Origin of the sequence: Bergeyella cardium, assembly GCF_009914665.1 — a bacterium.
GTDB lineage: Bacteria > Bacteroidota > Bacteroidia > Flavobacteriales > Weeksellaceae > Bergeyella_A > Bergeyella_A cardium.
This window is the reverse complement of the sequence record NZ_CP029149.1, coordinates 516,190-531,602: the sequence shown is the minus strand read 5'-3', so window position 1 is coordinate 531,602 and position 15,413 is coordinate 516,190. Positions and strand designations below refer to the sequence as shown.

The following is a 15,413-nucleotide window of genomic DNA, read 5'->3' as shown; positions in this document are numbered from 1 at the left end:
AATGAAGACACTTATAATATTCAAATTTCTTTTTTCTCTTGTTCATATTCAGTTATAAAAAATACTCTTCTTTTTTTGAAGGATGAGATAACAAATTTATATCTTTACCCCCTCAAAAGTGAGAGGAAGGAGCTCACTACTCGTATTCTGGTTTTAATCATTAATAACATAATAAAATGCACATAGCAATTACAGGAAATATAGGGGCAGGGAAAACCACGCTTACCACTATGCTTGCCAAGCATTATGGGTGGAAGGCTCAGTTCGAAGATGTAGATGATAATCCGTACTTGGAAGATTTCTATGCGGATATGTCTAAATGGAGTTTTGCTTTACAAATCTATTTTCTCGGTAGCCGTTTTAAGCAGGTAAAAGAAATAAGAGAAAGCGGAAAAAACATCGTTCAAGATAGGACGATATATGAAGATGCTCATATTTTTGCGGAGAATTTATATGATATGGGCTTACTTACCCAGCGGGATTTTAATAATTATACCTCAGTATTTCAGCTAATGAAATCTTTTGTTTCAGCTCCAGATTTGCTCATCTATCTCCGTTCTGATGTTCCTAATCTGGTGAAGAAAATCTATAAAAGAGGGAGAGACTACGAAGCAACTATTAGTATAGACTACCTTAGCAAGCTCAATCAGAAGTATGAAAAGTGGATTAATAATTATAAGGAAGGCAAGCTCCTTATTATAGATGTAGATGATTTAGACTTTGTGGAGAGAGCAGAGGACTTTGGCTCCATCTTAGAGAAAATAGAGGGCGAACTGCATGGGCTTTTCTAGCCTTTTCAATATTTTTTTTAAAAAAAATAAAATGATTAAGGTATTACACAATAATTACTGCTCCAAATCAAGATGCCTGCTCACTTATCTGCACGATAAAGGGGTAGCGTTTGAGATTGTAGATATCATTAATAACCCTCTGGGAGAGGAGGAGATAAAATCTCTACTCAGTATGGGGATAAGTATAGAAGAGCTGGTTCGTACCAATGAGAAGCTTTTTCAGGAAAAATATATCGGGGCAGATTTACCAGCAGAAGGCGTTTCTATACTGGCAAAGCACCCCGAATTAATTCAGAGACCTATTGTTATTTCTGGCTCCAAAGCCATTATCGCAAGGCCTATGGAGCGTGCAGATGCTCTTTTATAGCATAATCGCACTCTCTATTTGCGCTACTTTCTGGTAAATATCTATCACTTGGTCAGCATCCAACACAAATGCACTTATGCTAAGCGATATGTATTTACCATTTTTACTGTCCCTATTACTGATACTCGTCTGTATTCCATCAAAAACCTGATAAATTTCAGTGAGCTTTTCCTGATTATTTGGAATGATAAATTTAAACAGATAATCTTCTGGAAAGTTATGTATCTCGTTGAGTTTTTCTTTTAAGGAAGCATAAAATTCCTCAGGGTTATTGGTTTTGTTAAGTCCTAAAACATTCATTTTTCTAAGTTTTATGTTAATAATTCAGTGAGCCGCCCTTATCGCAAATGCTGAGCCAAATGATTTTTCTGCCAAAAACTGCCACCCACTCGCGTGGGGAGCCACCTTGCAGGTGTGGCAGCCACAGCGTGGCAGGCGTTTATCGCAAACTATCCATACACCGCCAGAAGCTAGAAGCCAGTCGCCAATTATTGTAAACTAACCGCACATCGCCTACTACTTAAACCCTACGGGCTTTAGGAGTTTGGCATTTTTGGATTTGGTTTCGGAGCCGAGATTGTAGGAGAGCCCTATGCCGAGGGTTTGTTTTCGCTGGAGTTTTTTTATCTGGTCGTGGTCGTAGGTGAGGTCAAGGGAGATATTTGCGTTGAGGTATTTATTAAACTTCATATTGATAACGCCCGTGTAGGCGATATCTACGCGCTCGGTGTGGGTGAGGTAGTTGGCAAAGAGGTTGAGCTGGTGGGTGAAGAGGATATCCTTGTAGATTTTGAATCGGTAGAGGATGTTGAGCCTTGCTCCGAGCTCGGCACGGAGGCTTTGTCCGTCTTTTTCCAGACCGTACTTCCCTGCTTTTTGGAGGAGCGGATCGGTTACGAAAGTAAATTGCCCATTGAGCGGGCGGAAGATTACTTGCAAATTTTCCTGCGGGTTATAGGAAATCCCGAGCCCGAGATTGAGGTAGGCGGGAGACATAAACTTAGAGATACGGTCGTCTTTCTTAGGGTCTGGCGTAGCGGCGTAGTTGTACCCCCGTGTAAATTGGGAGATAAACTGGAAGCCCGTGGAGAGGTAGTAAGATTGCCCGATTTCATAGCCGTAATTGGTCATTATATTGATATAATCCTCCGTTTTTCGGGTGGCTTGTCCTTCGGAATCTACCAGTCCGTAGCCAAACTTAAAGGTATTTTCCAGATAGTGCCTGCTGTATTTATAGATAAGGTTGTAATTGAGCCTTGCGATGACGCCGATATTATCATTCCCCCCTGCATTCCAGTTGGAGAAGGAGGATTGATTAAAGGTAAGGTTGTTCTGCCCATAGAACAGCCATTTTGATGGTCGGTTCGGGTTCTTCATCAGTCCATAGGGGGTGATGGGGATTTCGTCATAGGGTATGGTGGTGAGGGCGGGTTTTTCGCGAACGATGAGGCTGTCTTTCGGTCGGCTCCCGATCTTGATGTAGGTGGGGTTTTCCAAGCTGTCTATCGTAGGCATAGCCGCTTCCCATTTCTTTTGATAGATGGAGTCTAGCTCCTTTAAGAAAGGCTTCTTCCGCTGGGCAAATGCCGAGATGGAGGCTGATAACACGAGTAAAATAAGGGCTTTGGATTTCATCCTGAGAAGATTTTAGGGGGGGTAATTAGGCTCTAATGACTTTAACTCTATTGTCTTTCCAGACTTTGATGATAGATGATGCGGGGTACTTAGCTACCTCCGTTCTATGCCCTTCAGCGATATAATCTATAGCTGATTTTATCTCAGCGCTGATGTCTGAGAACTTCTGTGGGCTTTTCTCTCCACTGAAATTCGCCGATGTAGAGACTAGCGGGCTTCCTAATTTGGAGATGAGCTTTCGGCAAAAGTCATCTTTCACCAAACGGATTCCTATGCTGCCGTCTTCTGCTAAGAGCTCTTTGGGGAGTGTTTTAGCTTCTTCATAAACGATGGTAATGGGCTTCTCGCTAAGGTCAATAATCTGCCACGCCATTTCGGGTACTTCTACTAGACTTTGCAATCTCTGCTCGGTATCTACGAGGATAATCATCGATTTATTCTTTTCCCGCTTCTTGATATCAAATACTTTATTAATCGCATCTATATTCATCGCATCACAACCGATGCCCCAAATTGTATCCGTAGGGTAGAGTATCGTACCGCCATTTTTCAATATCTGAACAATCTCTTGCATTTTCTGTTCTAACTTTTTCAGCGGGGGCAAAAGTACGGTATTTATTTCAGTCTTTGGAGCAGCCCTTTGCATCATCTGCATTAATATTATATGATTATCTTTGCGACCGTTAAATTAAAACGAAATGAATAACAGACCTATTTCAGATTTCCTTGAGAAATATTTCCTGCACTTTAATGCTGCTACCCTTGTAGATGCTTCCAAAGCCTATGTAGCCCATTTGAATGATGGTGGTAAAATGATGATTACCCTCGCGGGAGCGATGTCTACCGCAGAGCTTGGGAAAATCCTTGCAGAAATGATTCGTCAGGATAAAGTACAAATCATCTCCTGTACGGGAGCAAACTTAGAGGAAGATGTGATGAACCTCGTGGCACACTCCCACTACAAGCGCGTGCCCAACTACCGAGACCTGACCCCAGAGCAGGAAAGAGAGCTGCTCGATAACCACTTTAACAGAGTAACCGATACCTGCATCCCCGAAGAAGAAGCCTTCCGAAGACTGCAAAAGCACCTCGAAGATGTGTGGCAGGCAGCCGAAGAAAAGGGCGAGAGGTATTTCCCACACGAGTTCCTTTACCAAGTGGTAAATTCTGGCGTACTCGAACAATACTACGAAATAGACCCAAAAGATTCTTGGATAGTCGCTGCTGCTGAGAAGAACTTGCCTATCGTATGCCCAGGCTGGGAAGACTCTACTACGGGGAATATCTTCGCCTCTAATGTCATCAAAGGAAAGCTGAAAGCCAGCACCGTAAAATCAGGGATAGAGTATATGGTATACCTTACCGAATGGTACAGAGCCAACTCAGGAGGTAAAGGCGTAGGCTTTTTCCAAGTGGGAGGAGGAATTGCAGGGGACTTCCCAATCTGTGTAGTTCCTATGATGTATCAAGACTTGGAGTGGGAAGATGTACCTTTCTGGTCTTACTTCTGCCAGATTTCGGATTCTACTACTTCTTATGGTTCCTACTCTGGTGCCGTACCCAACGAAAAAATCACTTGGGGGAAATTAGATGTAGATACCCCAAAATACATCGTAGAATCTGATGCTACCATCTGTGCACCCTTAATGTTTACTTATATCTTGGAAGCCTAAGGTAGCAATTGGCTTTTGGCTATAACAAATGATTAGTGGGCGCCCTATGTGGCGCCCACTAATCTGTTTAATAAAGTTTATGTACTTTTTTACTTTATTTTGAATATTTTACCTTTATAGGCACTCCAATTTTTTGCATTTTCATAATCCGCTACTTCGGGTACAAAAATACTTCCTATTGAGGTGCCATAAAATGCCCAGTCTCCTAGTGTAGGGGGCTCCTTTCTGTTAATGGTTATGGTATTTAAATTTTTGCAATTTTGAAATGCGCTATCCCCAATAGAAGTTAGACTTGCAGGTAGACTGATTGAGGTAAGTGATGAACAGTCCCAAAAAGCTTCGTTTCCTATTGTTGCTAATTGAGTAGAAAAGTTTATACTTTTTAAGCTTGTACACTTCTCAAAAGCTCCTGTATTAATAGTCGTCACATTTTTAAGGTCAATAGAGGCAAGAGCGGTACATTGTTTAAAAGTTCTCTCTAAAATTGTTGTAAATTTATCAGGAAATGTTATGCTTTCCAGTTTTGAACATTCATTAAATGCCTCATCTTCAAGGTGAGTGAGATTTTCAGGAAGGATGATACTTTTAAGTTTAGGATGTTTTCTAAATACTCCTGTATATCGGTCATTGTTATCTATGCTGGTAATTTTGCCTAATACTGGGTCATCTTTAAGATTTAAATCAGTTGTATTCTCATTTTTCCAGGCGATTAGGGTTGTGCCATCGGCACTTAGTTGGTAATCCGATGCTGGAATTACAGGTCGTTGTTCCTGTGTTGGGTCATCATTTCGTGAACAGTTCACTACTGTAGCAGATAGCACTAATGCTGATACTGTCATTAAAAGGTACTTTTTCATTAAAAAAAAATTAAATTGAGAGCCTACTCTTTTCAGGATTTTCGGCTTCCTCCTATTATTAACTTTCTTGTTTTGATATTAAATTCTTGGTTTATTAATTCCAAAATTTTAGCTTATAAATTTGCCAAATATAAGTCTTTTTTATATAGTTGATATAATTATGATATTTATCATTATTAGGTATTTACATTTATTGTCTACTATATATTGCTAAGATGCTATATTAGTGAGCTTACTGTTAGAAGCTATAAGCTAAAAGCCAGAAGCCATCAGCTTTTTTATTGTGTATGTAATAAAAAAAACTATATTTGTCCGCTTTTAAATAAGAAAAAGAAGAAATAATGGAAACAGTAGTAAAGAAAAAAGGGCACCCGAAAGGATTATACCTCCTGTTCTTCACAGAAATGTGGGAGAGGTTTTCGTATTACGGGATGAGAGCGATTCTCATACTCTACCTTACAAAAAAGTTGGTGGAAGGAGGATTGGGGATAGACAGAGACACTGCAATGCTTATCTATCATAATTTTACGGGGCTTGTGTACTTCACGCCGCTTATCGGAGGGTGGCTCGCAGATAAATTCTTAGGAAAGAGGCTGTCTATAACGATTGGAGGGGTTACAATGATGCTGGGGCAGTTTACTCTGTTTGCCATCAATACACAGATGGGGCTTTATCTTGGGCTTTTTCTTTTGATTATAGGGAATGGTTTCTTTAAACCGAATATCTCTACCTTAGTAGGAGGGCTGTATAAAGATGGTGATGAGAGGAGAGACTCGGCGTTTTCTATTTTCTATATGGGAATCAATCTCGGGGCGTTGATAGCACCGATTGTGATCGGAACCTTTACGGATAACTTATTTAAAACAATGAATGCTGATGGAAGTATTACTTATGGATATAAATATGGGTTCTTAGCTGCTGGTTTAGGAATGCTTTTAGGTCAGCTGATATTTAATCTATTTGCGCAGAAATTCCTTGGAGACCTCGGTAAGAAGCCTGTGGGGAAAGTATCGGCGGTGGTAGACGAGAACCAGCTTTCTAAAAACCCTGAAACGGGGGAAATCCTCACCCCAGCACAAGAGAAACAACGAATATCTGTAATCTTTATCCTTTTGGTTTTTGCGATATTCTTCTGGGCGGGCTTTGAGCAGGCGGGTTCATCCCTCTCTCTCTATACCGAAGATTATATTGATAGGAGTATGAACTTGCCTTTCTTTGGGGAGGTTACGGTTCCTACTTCATTGTTCCAGTCGGTTAATCCATTCTTTATCGTTACCCTTGCACCTTTGTTTGGTATCTTTTGGGGTACGAAGCTCGGGAAGAGCATTTCTACACCAGTGAAAATGGGAGTAGGGATGATTATCCTCGGGATAGGCTTCTGGTTTATGCTGGGAGCGGTTTATGAAAGAGCTGCGAATGGAGATATTAATGATACAGCAAATAAAGCAGCGATGATGTGGCTTATCCTTACTTATTTCTTCCATACGATTGGGGAGCTCAGCCTTTCACCAGTGGGTCTATCGGTAGTTACGAAGCTCTCTCCTCCAAAGCTCGCATCAGTGCTTATGGCAGTATGGATGCTTTCATCATTCGTAGCTAATATTATGGGGGGCTTCATCGCGGCTTTCGTTGAGAGGCTCGGTGCAGGTGAGGTATTCACTTATATCTCTGGCTTTGTAATGATATGCGGTCTCTTGCTCATACTCCTTAATAGACCTATTCGCAAGCTGATGCACGGTGTGAAATAATGGCAGAGCGGATTATTTAATAAGATTTTATACATTTGCGAGGTTGTTTTCTCTAATGAAGGCAACCTCTTTTTAATGTATACACTGGAAAAAGTACAAAACTTCAAAGGTAAATATCCTGTACAGATATGGAGCCTCTTCTTCTCTGAGATGTGGGAGAGGTTCTGCTTCTACGGTATGCGAGGGATGCTTGTGTTCTTTATGGTACATCAGCTGAATTTTAATGAGAAAGAAGCTACCTTACAATACGGCGCTACCCAAGCCTTTGTATATGCTTTTACCTTTATAGGTGGGCTGTTTGCAGATAAGATTCTCGGTTTTAGAAAATCCTTGTTCTGGGGCGGTATTATGATGATTGTTGGGAGTGCTCTTCTTGCAGTTGATCCTCATACCTTTTTCTTTCTTGGGCTGTCGTTTATTATCATAGGTACAGGTTTCTTTAAACCGAATATCTCTACCATCGTAGGGAAACTCTACCGAGATGATGATGACAGGCGAGATGCAGGCTTCTCTCTCTTCTATGCGGGGATAAACCTTGGAGCATTCCTCGGAGGGTATATCTGTGTAGCGATTGGTAAAGGCTATATGCTTGCTTCTGTTATAGAGGAAGCCTACCGCTGGAATGTAGCCTTTGGGCTCACTGCGGTTGTAATGGTCGTTAGCCTGATTAATTTCTACTTTACCCGACAGAAGCTCGGACCTATAGGTCTTGCACCTGGCAACCCCGATGCCATAGTAAAAACGAAGCCCCTACCGAAGTGGTCTGAATATGCGGTATATCTGCTTACACTGGTTTTTATACCCGTTATCCAGATAATGGTGTCTAACCCAGAATATACCGATTACTTTATGTATACGATTGGGCCACTTACGCTCATCTATCTTTTCGTTGAGATGAGGTTCGTCTCCAAAGTAGAGCGAAATAAGCTCTGGGCAGCATTGATATTCATTCTCTTTTCGATTATCTTTTGGGGGATATATGAGCAGAGCGGAGGCTCTCTCAGCATCTTTGCGGCTAAAAACTTAAATGATAATTTGCTGGGGATTACAGTTGACCCTAATGGAGTAAATAATTCTGCAATATCTTTCTTTATTATAGCCTTAGCGCCTGTATTGGGATTGCTTTGGTTGTGGCTAAGCAAGAAAAAGATAGAAATTAACTCGATTATAAAATTCGGTTTAGGCTTTATCTTCCTTGGGTTTGGCTATTATGTACTCTTCGCTACGAGGTTCTTTGCCATAGATGGGAAAAGCTCATTGGATATATTTACGATAGCACTGCTTGTTATTGCATTGGGAGAATTGTTCCTTTCCCCTATCGGGCTTTCTATTATGACGAAGCTATCCCCCGAGAAGTTGCAAGGTATTATGATGGGGATGTGGTTCCTTGCATCTGCATACGGAGAGTATGTAGCAGGGCTCATCGGGGCAAACCTTGCTCAAGCAGATGAAAATGCTTCGGCAGTGGTGAGCTTAGCTGCCTATACCGATGGCTACAAAACACTCGGAATATACGCTCTTATTGCTGGTGTGGTACTCATTTTGCTATCACCGTTTATCAAAAAACTAATGCAGGAAGTACAATAGTTGTACTTTAATACTTAATAAATCAATATCAAAACGATGAATAAACTCGTATTAATTCTATCTCTGATACTTGCACAGCTCTCATCAGCCCAAAGTATCAAGTGGATGACCTTTGACGAAGCCGTAAAAGCACAGGAAAAGAGCCCTAAGAAAATATTGGTAGATATATATGCCGATTGGTGCGGTCCGTGCAAGATAATGGCAAGCACAACCTTTACTCATCCCGAAATTGTGAAGCTCATTAATGAGAACTTCTATCCTGTGAAATTCAATGCCGAAGGTGCAGAAACAGTGCATTACAAAGGAGTAGCTTTTGCAAATCCTAACTTCCGAAAAAATACCTCTGGAAGGAATACAATACACGAATTCACCCGATTTATGGGGATATACAGCTATCCGACCATTGCTTTCTTTGATGCTAAGCAAGACCTCATTACTAATCTGAGAGGAGCGCTTACCGCTAAGGAAATAGAGCCATATCTTACCTTTATAAAAGATGAAGAGTATAAGAAAGTTTCTACAAAAGAGCAGTGGGAAAAATATCAACGAAGCTTTAAATCAAAAATCAAATAATAAATAATCTTAAACCCAAAAAATAAATAAACTATGAGTATTAAACAGTATTGGGACAAGGCAGTTTCATTTAGCGAATACCTAAAAGACGCAGAAGAAAAACTCAACAATCCTAAAAACCAAGACGAAGTAGATAAAAAACAATACTATGAGCTCGCTCTGCAAAGGATGAATAGAGCGATTAAGACCTTTAAGAAATCAGAGGAAGATGTACAGGCTCTTAAAAACAAAAATTTCAAAGGTAAAATCCTTATCATCACCGAGGCGTGGTGCGGAGATTCCAGCCAGAGTGCTCCTGTCATCAACCAGTTTTTTGAGGGAGAAAATGAAGTGAGATTCTTCTATCGCGATTCCGACCACTCCTTGATAGACCAATTCCTCACCAACGGTGCACAAGCAATTCCAAAGGTACTCATCCTCAATGAAAATTATGAAGTTATCAATACTTGGGGACCAAGACCCGCTTATGGCGTAGAACTCCTTAAAAAGTTTAAGGCAGACCCAGAAAACTACCCTCGTGAGCAGTTTTATAACGACCTTCAGGTTTATTACGCGAAGAACAAAGGTAAAGACACTATTGCCGAGATTTTAGATCTGATTTAATATCAAACCACCATAAAAAGAACCAAGGATGAGGGATATATTTCCTTTTTCTTGGCTCTTTTCTTTTATTCCAAGCCTATGAAAAAGAATATTCTGTACGCTATTATTGCACTTATCATCGCTATTGTATTCCTTGTACCCTCTGTGAGGGAAAAACTTCAAGAGCTCTTTCTCCCCATAGCCAAAGTTCAGGAAGCTGTAAGCATTTCAGCCGACGATTATAATATCTCATTAAAAGGTATTAATACCCCCAATGCCAATTTGGCAGACTTTAAAGATGAAATGCTCTTCCTCAACTTCTGGGGCACTTGGTGCCCTCCGTGCAGGCAAGAGTGGGGCAGCATACAAAAACTCTACGAGGCTAAAAAGGATAAACTCAACTTCGTCCTTATCGCAATGCAAGATGAAGAGCCTGCCGTACGCAAGTTTTTGGAGGAAAATAAATACACCGCTCCTGTATACATCGCTGAAAGTCCTATTTCCGACAAGCTCCTCCCGAAATCCTTCCCCACTACTTTTATTATCAGCAATCGGGGACAGATTCTCAAGAAAGAAACAGGCGCCCTTGACTGGAATTCCTCCAATATCCATCAGTTTATAGACAACCTTTCCCACTAAAAACCTTTGGTATAGATTCTGCTATCCTGCCATCGCTAATCATAATAAAATGAAATATTCAAAACTATACTTGATAAAACAAGCCTACAAAAACCGAAAGGAAATAAGGAAAATCCCCAGTCTCCTCCGTATGATAGGGCTTTGGATTAAGGGCGAGTACAAACCCAAAACCCTGAATATCCTCCTCCCTTTGCTCGGTATTATCTACATTATCTCTCCGATAGACCTTATTCCTGAGTTCATCCCATTCTTTGGCGTTACGGATGACATTGCTATCCTCTCACTCTGCCTTTCAAAACTGATGAAAGAGATTAATCGCTTCCATATCTGGTCTCTTAAAACAAATAATACATTAAATTAAAACAAAGCCTCTGATTACAGGGGCATTTCCTTTGTAAAATCTCTTAAAGGGTAGTCATTGACTATTAAAAAATCTCCATCAGCTACAGAGTGGGTAGTTATTCTGGCTAAGTGTACTCCCCACGCAAGTAGGTGTATCACCGGCTACGGCGTATCCATTGGGTTGGTGCTAATTCTGTCGGATAGAAATCTATTTTATTATTAAAAAAATTAAATGCCTCACCGGCTACGGCGTATCCATTGGGTTGGTACTAATTCCGTTGGATAGAAATCTATTTTATTATTAAAAAAATTAAATGCCTCACCGGCTACGGCGTATCCATTGGGTTGGTACTAATTCCGTTGGATAGAAATTTATTTTATTATTAAAAAAATTAAATGCCTCACCGGCTACGGTGTATATTTGTGGGGTGAAAAGGATTATTTCTATTGTTGGTACTACGGGGATAGGCAAGACGAAACTCGCTATAGGGCTTGCAAGGGCGCTGGGTGCTGAGATTATTTCTTGCGATTCTCGTCAGTTTTTTAGGGAGATGCCCATTGGTACGGCAGCTCCTACGGTGGCGGAGCTCGGCTTGGCTAGGCACCATTTTGTGGGGCATCTTTCGGTGGAGGATTCATATTCTATCGGGCAGTTTGAAATCGATGCCTTGAAGAAGATAGATGAACTTTTCCAGACTTATGATAATATCGTTTTGGTTGGGGGGAGTATGATGTATGAAAAGGCATTGATACGGGGGTTGAATGACCTCCCAGAGGCGAATGAGGAAAACCAAAGAAAGCTCCAAAAAATCTGGAAAGAGGAGGGCTTAGCACAGCTTCAAGGTCTATTAAAAAACCTTGATGAGGACTATTATCATAGGGTGGATTTGGAAAACCCGCGCCGATTGCTCAGAGCAATAGATGTTATTTGGCAAACGGGTGAGAAATATTCTCAGCTTATAGCCTTTCCCAAAGCAAAAAGGGATTTTCAAACGCTGAGAATCGGGATAGAAGCCCCTCGTGAGGTGATTTATGAAAGGATAAACCTCAGGGTGGAGCAAATGATAGAAAATGGGCTGGTAGATGAGGTGAAAAGCCTTTTGCCATATAAGGACTCGGTAGCCCTGAAGACGGTGGGCTATACGGAGATTTTCAAGTATCTTTCGGGAGAGTGGAGCTTGGATTTTGCCATTTCGGAGATAAAAAAGAACTCTCGCCGCTTTGCCAAGAGGCAGCTGACTTGGTACAGAGGGGAAGAGGATATTCATTGGGTGGGCTATCTCAATCCTTTGGAAGAATCCTTATCTTTGCTCCAATAAAAAAAGAGAATACAATGGCAAGAACACCATCTAATATGCTTGCATTAGGCACAAAGGCGCCTTATTTTGAGCTACCGAATCCGTCAAAATCCAATGAAGTGCAATCACTCAACGACCTGAAAGGCGAGAAAGGAACACTGGTTATCTTTATGTGTAATCACTGCCCTTTCGTCCTTCATATTATTGATAAACTCACAGAACTTTATGAGGATTATCAAGAGAAAGGGATTGAGTTTATCGCAATTAATTCTAATGACATAGTGCAATACCCTGCGGATGCTCCAGAGAAGATGATAGAATTTCAGATAGAGAAGGGATTTGATTTTCCTTACCTCTATGATGAGAGCCAGAGCATTGCAAAAGCCTATGATGCGGCTTGCACGCCAGATTTCTACTTCTTTGATGATAAACTCGACCTCGTCTATCGTGGGCAAATGGATGATTCCCGACCTGGCAATTCAAAAGAGATTACGGGTGAAGACCTCATCATCGCCTTTGAAAATCTGCTGGCAGGAGAGCCTCAGGACGAAAATCAACGGCCAAGTATGGGGTGTAATATCAAATGGAAATAAAAATAAAACTCCCCAATATGCTGGGGAGTTTCTACTATCTCAACTCAAGCCTTCCTTATGAAAAAGTTTATTTTAATGCTTTCTCTTATCTCAGTAATGCTTTCTGGGCAAGAGATTAATGGCATACAGCTCTTCAACCCAAATACGAATGACCATACGCCTATTATTAGCTTCGGTGAACAATTGGTTTTAAAATTTGATGACCTGTCTAACCAAAGTACGGTCTATCGCTATACATTTAAACATTTTGATAGAGACTGGAATGATGATAACCTCTTCTTTACCGAGTATGCAAAAGGAAATCTTAATGCCTTGATAGAGCATTTTCAGTATTCATTTAATACCCATCAGAAATATACTCACTACGAGCTTCAGTTTCCTAATGAGAAGATGCAGCCTATTATATCTGGGAATTTTGAAATCATCGTTTATAAGGATAATCCAGATAAGCCACTATTCACAAAGCGATTTTGCATCGTGGAGAAGAATGCTAATATCGGTATTAATGTTTCGAGGTTGCAAGAGACGAAAAATTCTCATCTCAACCAGAGAATACAGGTGCAGGTGCTTGGGAATAATCTAACGAATAATATCAGCTCGATGAGCCTTAGCCTAATGCAAAATAATAATTGGCAGAGTATGCTAACCAACCTGAAACCGACTTCTGCTTTGGGGAATAAGCTCCTCTTCCAGCAAATGAACTTGGCTTTTGCGGGGAATAATGAATTCTACTACTTTAATAATAGAATGATAGACCAGTCTTTTGACACCATGGCTCAAGCTGAAAATAGAGAAGGAGTCTTTCATACTCATCTTCATCCTGTGTGGACTTCCCCTCTCAGCTATCAGTATCAGCCTGATGTAAATGGAGCTTACTACTTCCGAAGGACGGATACTGGTATTGAGCGAAACCCAGATAAAGAAGGGGATTATTCTTGGGTGCATTTCTATCTGCCCTCAGAACCGGTGAATAAAAATATATTCGTACTTGGAGGGTTTAATGACTTCCAGCCCAGCAAGACAAACCAAATGTTTTATAATGAAACCTTGAAAATGTACGAAGCCAAAATCTACCTTAAACAAGGTTTTTACAACTATATTCTGGCTACTCAATCACCTAATGAAGCTCCAGACTATGGCGAGATAAATGGTAATTTCTGGCAAACCGAAAATCTGTATCAGGCATTGCTCTACTATCGCCCATTTGGAAAAAACTATGATGCTATTTTGAGCTATGGTGAGTTTAGAACACCTATAAAATAATGTTAAAATTTAATTTTTATAAAAAAGTATCTTTAATAATAATACTCTGATATTAAGCTGTGTATTTTATCTTTAGAGCGAGGATTACAGATAAATATTCGTAAAAATAAATACTCACTTTAAGTATATTTCAACTAAATTATTATCTTTGTATCAAATTGATTACAAATGAAATTTATAGTTTCAAGTAGCGAATTACAAAAGGCATTACAAACTGTGGGTGGAGTAATATCTAACTCACAATCAAGACCTATTTTAGAAAACTTTTTATTCCAATTAGAGCAGAATAAACTTACGGTAACGGCTTCCGATGGAGAGACTACACTGGTTACTTCATTAGAAGTGATGTCCGAAGACACAGGGAAAATCGCTGTTCCAGCAAAGATTTTTCAGGATTTTGTGAAAACCTATAATGAGCAACCGCTTACGCTTTCTGTAAAGAATAATGACGAAGGTACAGGTAAGCAGTTAGAAATCTTAGATGAGAAAGATAACTTTGCTGTAGCTTTGGATAATGAGGAGGACTATCCTGATATGCCAGAATTTGATGTAGCTAAAACCGTTAGCGTATCGTCTGGTGTGCTTTCTGAAGCATTGGCAAATACGCTCTTTGCAACGAGTAATGACTCTCTTCGCCCTGTAATGACAGGGGTGCTCTTCCAGTTTGGTGAGGAAGAGACGAATTTTGTAGCAACAGATTCCCACAGATTAGTGGTTTATAAGCGTACAGACATCACTTCCGATGAGCCAATGAGTTTCATTATGCCGAAAAAACCACTGTCTATCTTCAAAGGTATTCTGTCTTCCACAAATGAAGAAGTAAAAATAGACTTCAATGAGAATATGGCGAAGTTCACATTGGGTAATCATATTTGGGTATGTAGATTAATTGATGGTAAGTATCCTAATTATTCTGCTGTAATCCCGAAAGAAAATCCTAATGTGCTTACGATTAACAGAAACTTGCTTCTGAGCTCTATCCGCAGAGCATCTATTATGTCTAATAAATCTACCAATCAAGTGAGATTTAAGCTGTCAGGCAATATTCTCCACTTACACGCAGAGGATACCGAATATGCAAACAAAGCGAATATGCAAATCCCTTGCGACTACAGTGGTGAAGATATCAATATCGGGTTTAGCTCTAAGTTCTTATCCGAAATGTTGGCAGTATTAGGTTCTGAGGATATTGTTATTAAGATGTCTCAGGCGAATAGACCAGGTATTATAGAACCAGTAGATGGATTAGAAGATGGGGAGAGTATCTTAATGCTTTCTATGCCAGTAATTGGACTATAATTTAAAATATACTGTAATAAATTTGGGATTTGGAGATAAGTTCAAATCTCAAATTTGTTTTAAATACCTTGGCAGCTGATAAACACAGATATTAATATTATTATCAAGCGAATATTCAAAAAAAATACTTTATAAAATCTGATGTAAAGGCTTAATGCTCGCTCAG

General features: G+C 40.1%; 17 protein-coding genes. 13 read left to right on the top strand and 4 right to left on the bottom strand.

Features of this window, described 5'->3' with window-relative positions:
• Positions 1-176: 176 nt before the first annotated feature.
• Together DBX24_RS02390 and DBX24_RS02385 are read left to right on the top strand one after the other, a co-directional pair.
• Positions 177-791, top strand: a complete 615-nt coding sequence (locus DBX24_RS02390; RefSeq protein ID WP_120488520.1) for a deoxynucleoside kinase — start codon at positions 177-179, stop codon at positions 789-791.
• Between the two features lie 31 nt (positions 792-822).
• Positions 823-1,158 carry an ArsC/Spx/MgsR family protein gene (locus DBX24_RS02385; RefSeq protein ID WP_120489667.1) on the top strand — a complete coding sequence of 112 codons (336 nt, stop codon included), beginning with the start codon at positions 823-825 and terminating at the stop codon, positions 1,156-1,158.
• Here DBX24_RS02385 and DBX24_RS02380 read toward each other — a convergent pair.
• From DBX24_RS02380 to DBX24_RS02370, 3 genes are all read right to left on the bottom strand, one after another.
• Complete coding sequence (locus tag DBX24_RS02380) at positions 1,153-1,458, bottom strand: DUF493 domain-containing protein (RefSeq protein WP_120488521.1); 306 nt, start codon at positions 1,456-1,458, stop codon at positions 1,153-1,155. The genes DBX24_RS02385 and DBX24_RS02380 overlap by 6 nt on opposite strands.
• Positions 1,459-1,674: 216 nt before the next feature.
• Positions 1,675-2,793, bottom strand: a complete 1,119-nt coding sequence (locus DBX24_RS02375; RefSeq protein WP_160223859.1) for a DUF3078 domain-containing protein — start codon at positions 2,791-2,793, stop codon at positions 1,675-1,677.
• Between the two features lie 25 nt (positions 2,794-2,818).
• The gene (locus DBX24_RS02370) at positions 2,819-3,367 is read right to left on the bottom strand and encodes an L-threonylcarbamoyladenylate synthase (RefSeq protein WP_160224683.1); all 549 of its coding nucleotides are present in this window, start codon (positions 3,365-3,367) and stop codon (positions 2,819-2,821) included.
• 124 nt (positions 3,368-3,491) lie between these two features.
• Between DBX24_RS02370 and DBX24_RS02365 the strand changes: the two genes are divergently transcribed.
• A complete protein-coding gene (locus tag DBX24_RS02365; protein ID WP_120488523.1) occupies positions 3,492-4,466 on the top strand; it encodes a deoxyhypusine synthase family protein in 975 nt (324 codons plus the stop codon).
• Positions 4,467-4,555: 89 nt separating this feature from the next.
• Here the strand turns inward: DBX24_RS02365 and DBX24_RS02360 are convergent, their stop codons facing one another.
• Complete coding sequence (locus tag DBX24_RS02360; protein ID WP_160223858.1) at positions 4,556-5,323, bottom strand: leucine-rich repeat domain-containing protein; 768 nt, start codon at positions 5,321-5,323, stop codon at positions 4,556-4,558.
• A gap of 341 nt (positions 5,324-5,664) precedes the next feature.
• On the opposite strand from DBX24_RS02360, the gene DBX24_RS02355 reads away from it, so the two are divergent.
• The 10 genes from DBX24_RS02355 to dnaN all read left to right on the top strand — a co-directional run bounded on the left by DBX24_RS02355 (position 5,665) and on the right by dnaN (position 15,247).
• On the top strand, positions 5,665-7,071 hold the full coding sequence (locus DBX24_RS02355; RefSeq protein ID WP_160223857.1) for a peptide MFS transporter: 1,407 nt from the start codon (positions 5,665-5,667) through the stop codon (positions 7,069-7,071).
• Between the two features lie 75 nt (positions 7,072-7,146).
• The gene (locus DBX24_RS02350; protein WP_160223856.1) at positions 7,147-8,658 is read left to right on the top strand and encodes a peptide MFS transporter; all 1,512 of its coding nucleotides are present in this window, start codon (positions 7,147-7,149) and stop codon (positions 8,656-8,658) included.
• 36 nt (positions 8,659-8,694) lie between these two features.
• Positions 8,695-9,231: a thioredoxin family protein gene (locus DBX24_RS02345; protein ID WP_120488527.1), complete on the top strand. Its 537-nt coding sequence runs from the start codon at positions 8,695-8,697 to the stop codon at positions 9,229-9,231.
• Between the two features lie 39 nt (positions 9,232-9,270).
• Positions 9,271-9,834, top strand: coding sequence for a thioredoxin family protein (locus DBX24_RS02340; RefSeq protein ID WP_160224682.1), 564 nt, complete (start codon positions 9,271-9,273; stop codon positions 9,832-9,834).
• 78 nt (positions 9,835-9,912) lie between these two features.
• Positions 9,913-10,452 (top strand): TlpA family protein disulfide reductase, encoded by a 540-nt coding sequence (locus tag DBX24_RS02335; RefSeq protein ID WP_160223855.1) that lies wholly within the window; start codon positions 9,913-9,915, stop codon positions 10,450-10,452.
• Between the two features lie 49 nt (positions 10,453-10,501).
• Positions 10,502-10,813, top strand: coding sequence for a YkvA family protein (locus DBX24_RS02330; RefSeq protein ID WP_160223854.1), 312 nt, complete (start codon positions 10,502-10,504; stop codon positions 10,811-10,813).
• A 409-nt stretch (positions 10,814-11,222) separates the two neighbouring features.
• A complete protein-coding gene (gene miaA / locus DBX24_RS02325) occupies positions 11,223-12,113 on the top strand; it encodes a tRNA (adenosine(37)-N6)-dimethylallyltransferase MiaA (RefSeq protein ID WP_160223853.1) in 891 nt (296 codons plus the stop codon).
• A 14-nt stretch (positions 12,114-12,127) separates the two neighbouring features.
• Positions 12,128-12,685 carry a thioredoxin family protein gene (locus DBX24_RS02320; protein WP_120488531.1) on the top strand — a complete coding sequence of 186 codons (558 nt, stop codon included), beginning with the start codon at positions 12,128-12,130 and terminating at the stop codon, positions 12,683-12,685.
• 57 nt (positions 12,686-12,742) lie between these two features.
• Positions 12,743-13,948: a type IX secretion system plug protein gene (locus tag DBX24_RS02315; protein WP_160223852.1), complete on the top strand. Its 1,206-nt coding sequence runs from the start codon at positions 12,743-12,745 to the stop codon at positions 13,946-13,948.
• A 168-nt stretch (positions 13,949-14,116) separates the two neighbouring features.
• Positions 14,117-15,247, top strand: coding sequence for a DNA polymerase III subunit beta (dnaN, locus tag DBX24_RS02310; RefSeq protein ID WP_160223851.1), 1,131 nt, complete (start codon positions 14,117-14,119; stop codon positions 15,245-15,247).
• The last annotated feature ends 166 nt before the right edge of the window (positions 15,248-15,413 follow it).

Bases quoted from the DNA above. Each gene is read 5' to 3' on its own strand.
- DBX24_RS02335 (WP_160223855.1), top strand. From the start codon at position 9,913: ATGAAAAAGAATATTCTGTACGCTATTATTGCACTTATCATCGCTATT.
- dnaN (WP_160223851.1), top strand. From the start codon at position 14,117: ATGAAATTTATAGTTTCAAGTAGCGAATTACAAAAGGCATTACAAACT.
- DBX24_RS02345 (WP_120488527.1), top strand. From the start codon at position 8,695: ATGAATAAACTCGTATTAATTCTATCTCTGATACTTGCACAGCTCTCA.
- DBX24_RS02355 (WP_160223857.1), top strand. From the start codon at position 5,665: ATGGAAACAGTAGTAAAGAAAAAAGGGCACCCGAAAGGATTATACCTC.
- DBX24_RS02390 (WP_120488520.1), top strand. From the start codon at position 177: ATGCACATAGCAATTACAGGAAATATAGGGGCAGGGAAAACCACGCTT.
- DBX24_RS02380 (WP_120488521.1), bottom strand. From the start codon at position 1,458: ATGAATGTTTTAGGACTTAACAAAACCAATAACCCTGAGGAATTTTAT.
- DBX24_RS02365 (WP_120488523.1), top strand. From the start codon at position 3,492: ATGAATAACAGACCTATTTCAGATTTCCTTGAGAAATATTTCCTGCAC.
- DBX24_RS02385 (WP_120489667.1), top strand. From the start codon at position 823: ATGATTAAGGTATTACACAATAATTACTGCTCCAAATCAAGATGCCTG.
- DBX24_RS02330 (WP_160223854.1), top strand. From the start codon at position 10,502: ATGAAATATTCAAAACTATACTTGATAAAACAAGCCTACAAAAACCGA.
- DBX24_RS02370 (WP_160224683.1), bottom strand. From the start codon at position 3,367: ATGCAAGAGATTGTTCAGATATTGAAAAATGGCGGTACGATACTCTAC.
- DBX24_RS02375 (WP_160223859.1), bottom strand. From the start codon at position 2,793: ATGAAATCCAAAGCCCTTATTTTACTCGTGTTATCAGCCTCCATCTCG.
- DBX24_RS02320 (WP_120488531.1), top strand. From the start codon at position 12,128: ATGGCAAGAACACCATCTAATATGCTTGCATTAGGCACAAAGGCGCCT.
- DBX24_RS02360 (WP_160223858.1), bottom strand. From the start codon at position 5,323: ATGAAAAAGTACCTTTTAATGACAGTATCAGCATTAGTGCTATCTGCT.
- DBX24_RS02315 (WP_160223852.1), top strand. From the start codon at position 12,743: ATGAAAAAGTTTATTTTAATGCTTTCTCTTATCTCAGTAATGCTTTCT.
- DBX24_RS02350 (WP_160223856.1), top strand. From the start codon at position 7,147: ATGTATACACTGGAAAAAGTACAAAACTTCAAAGGTAAATATCCTGTA.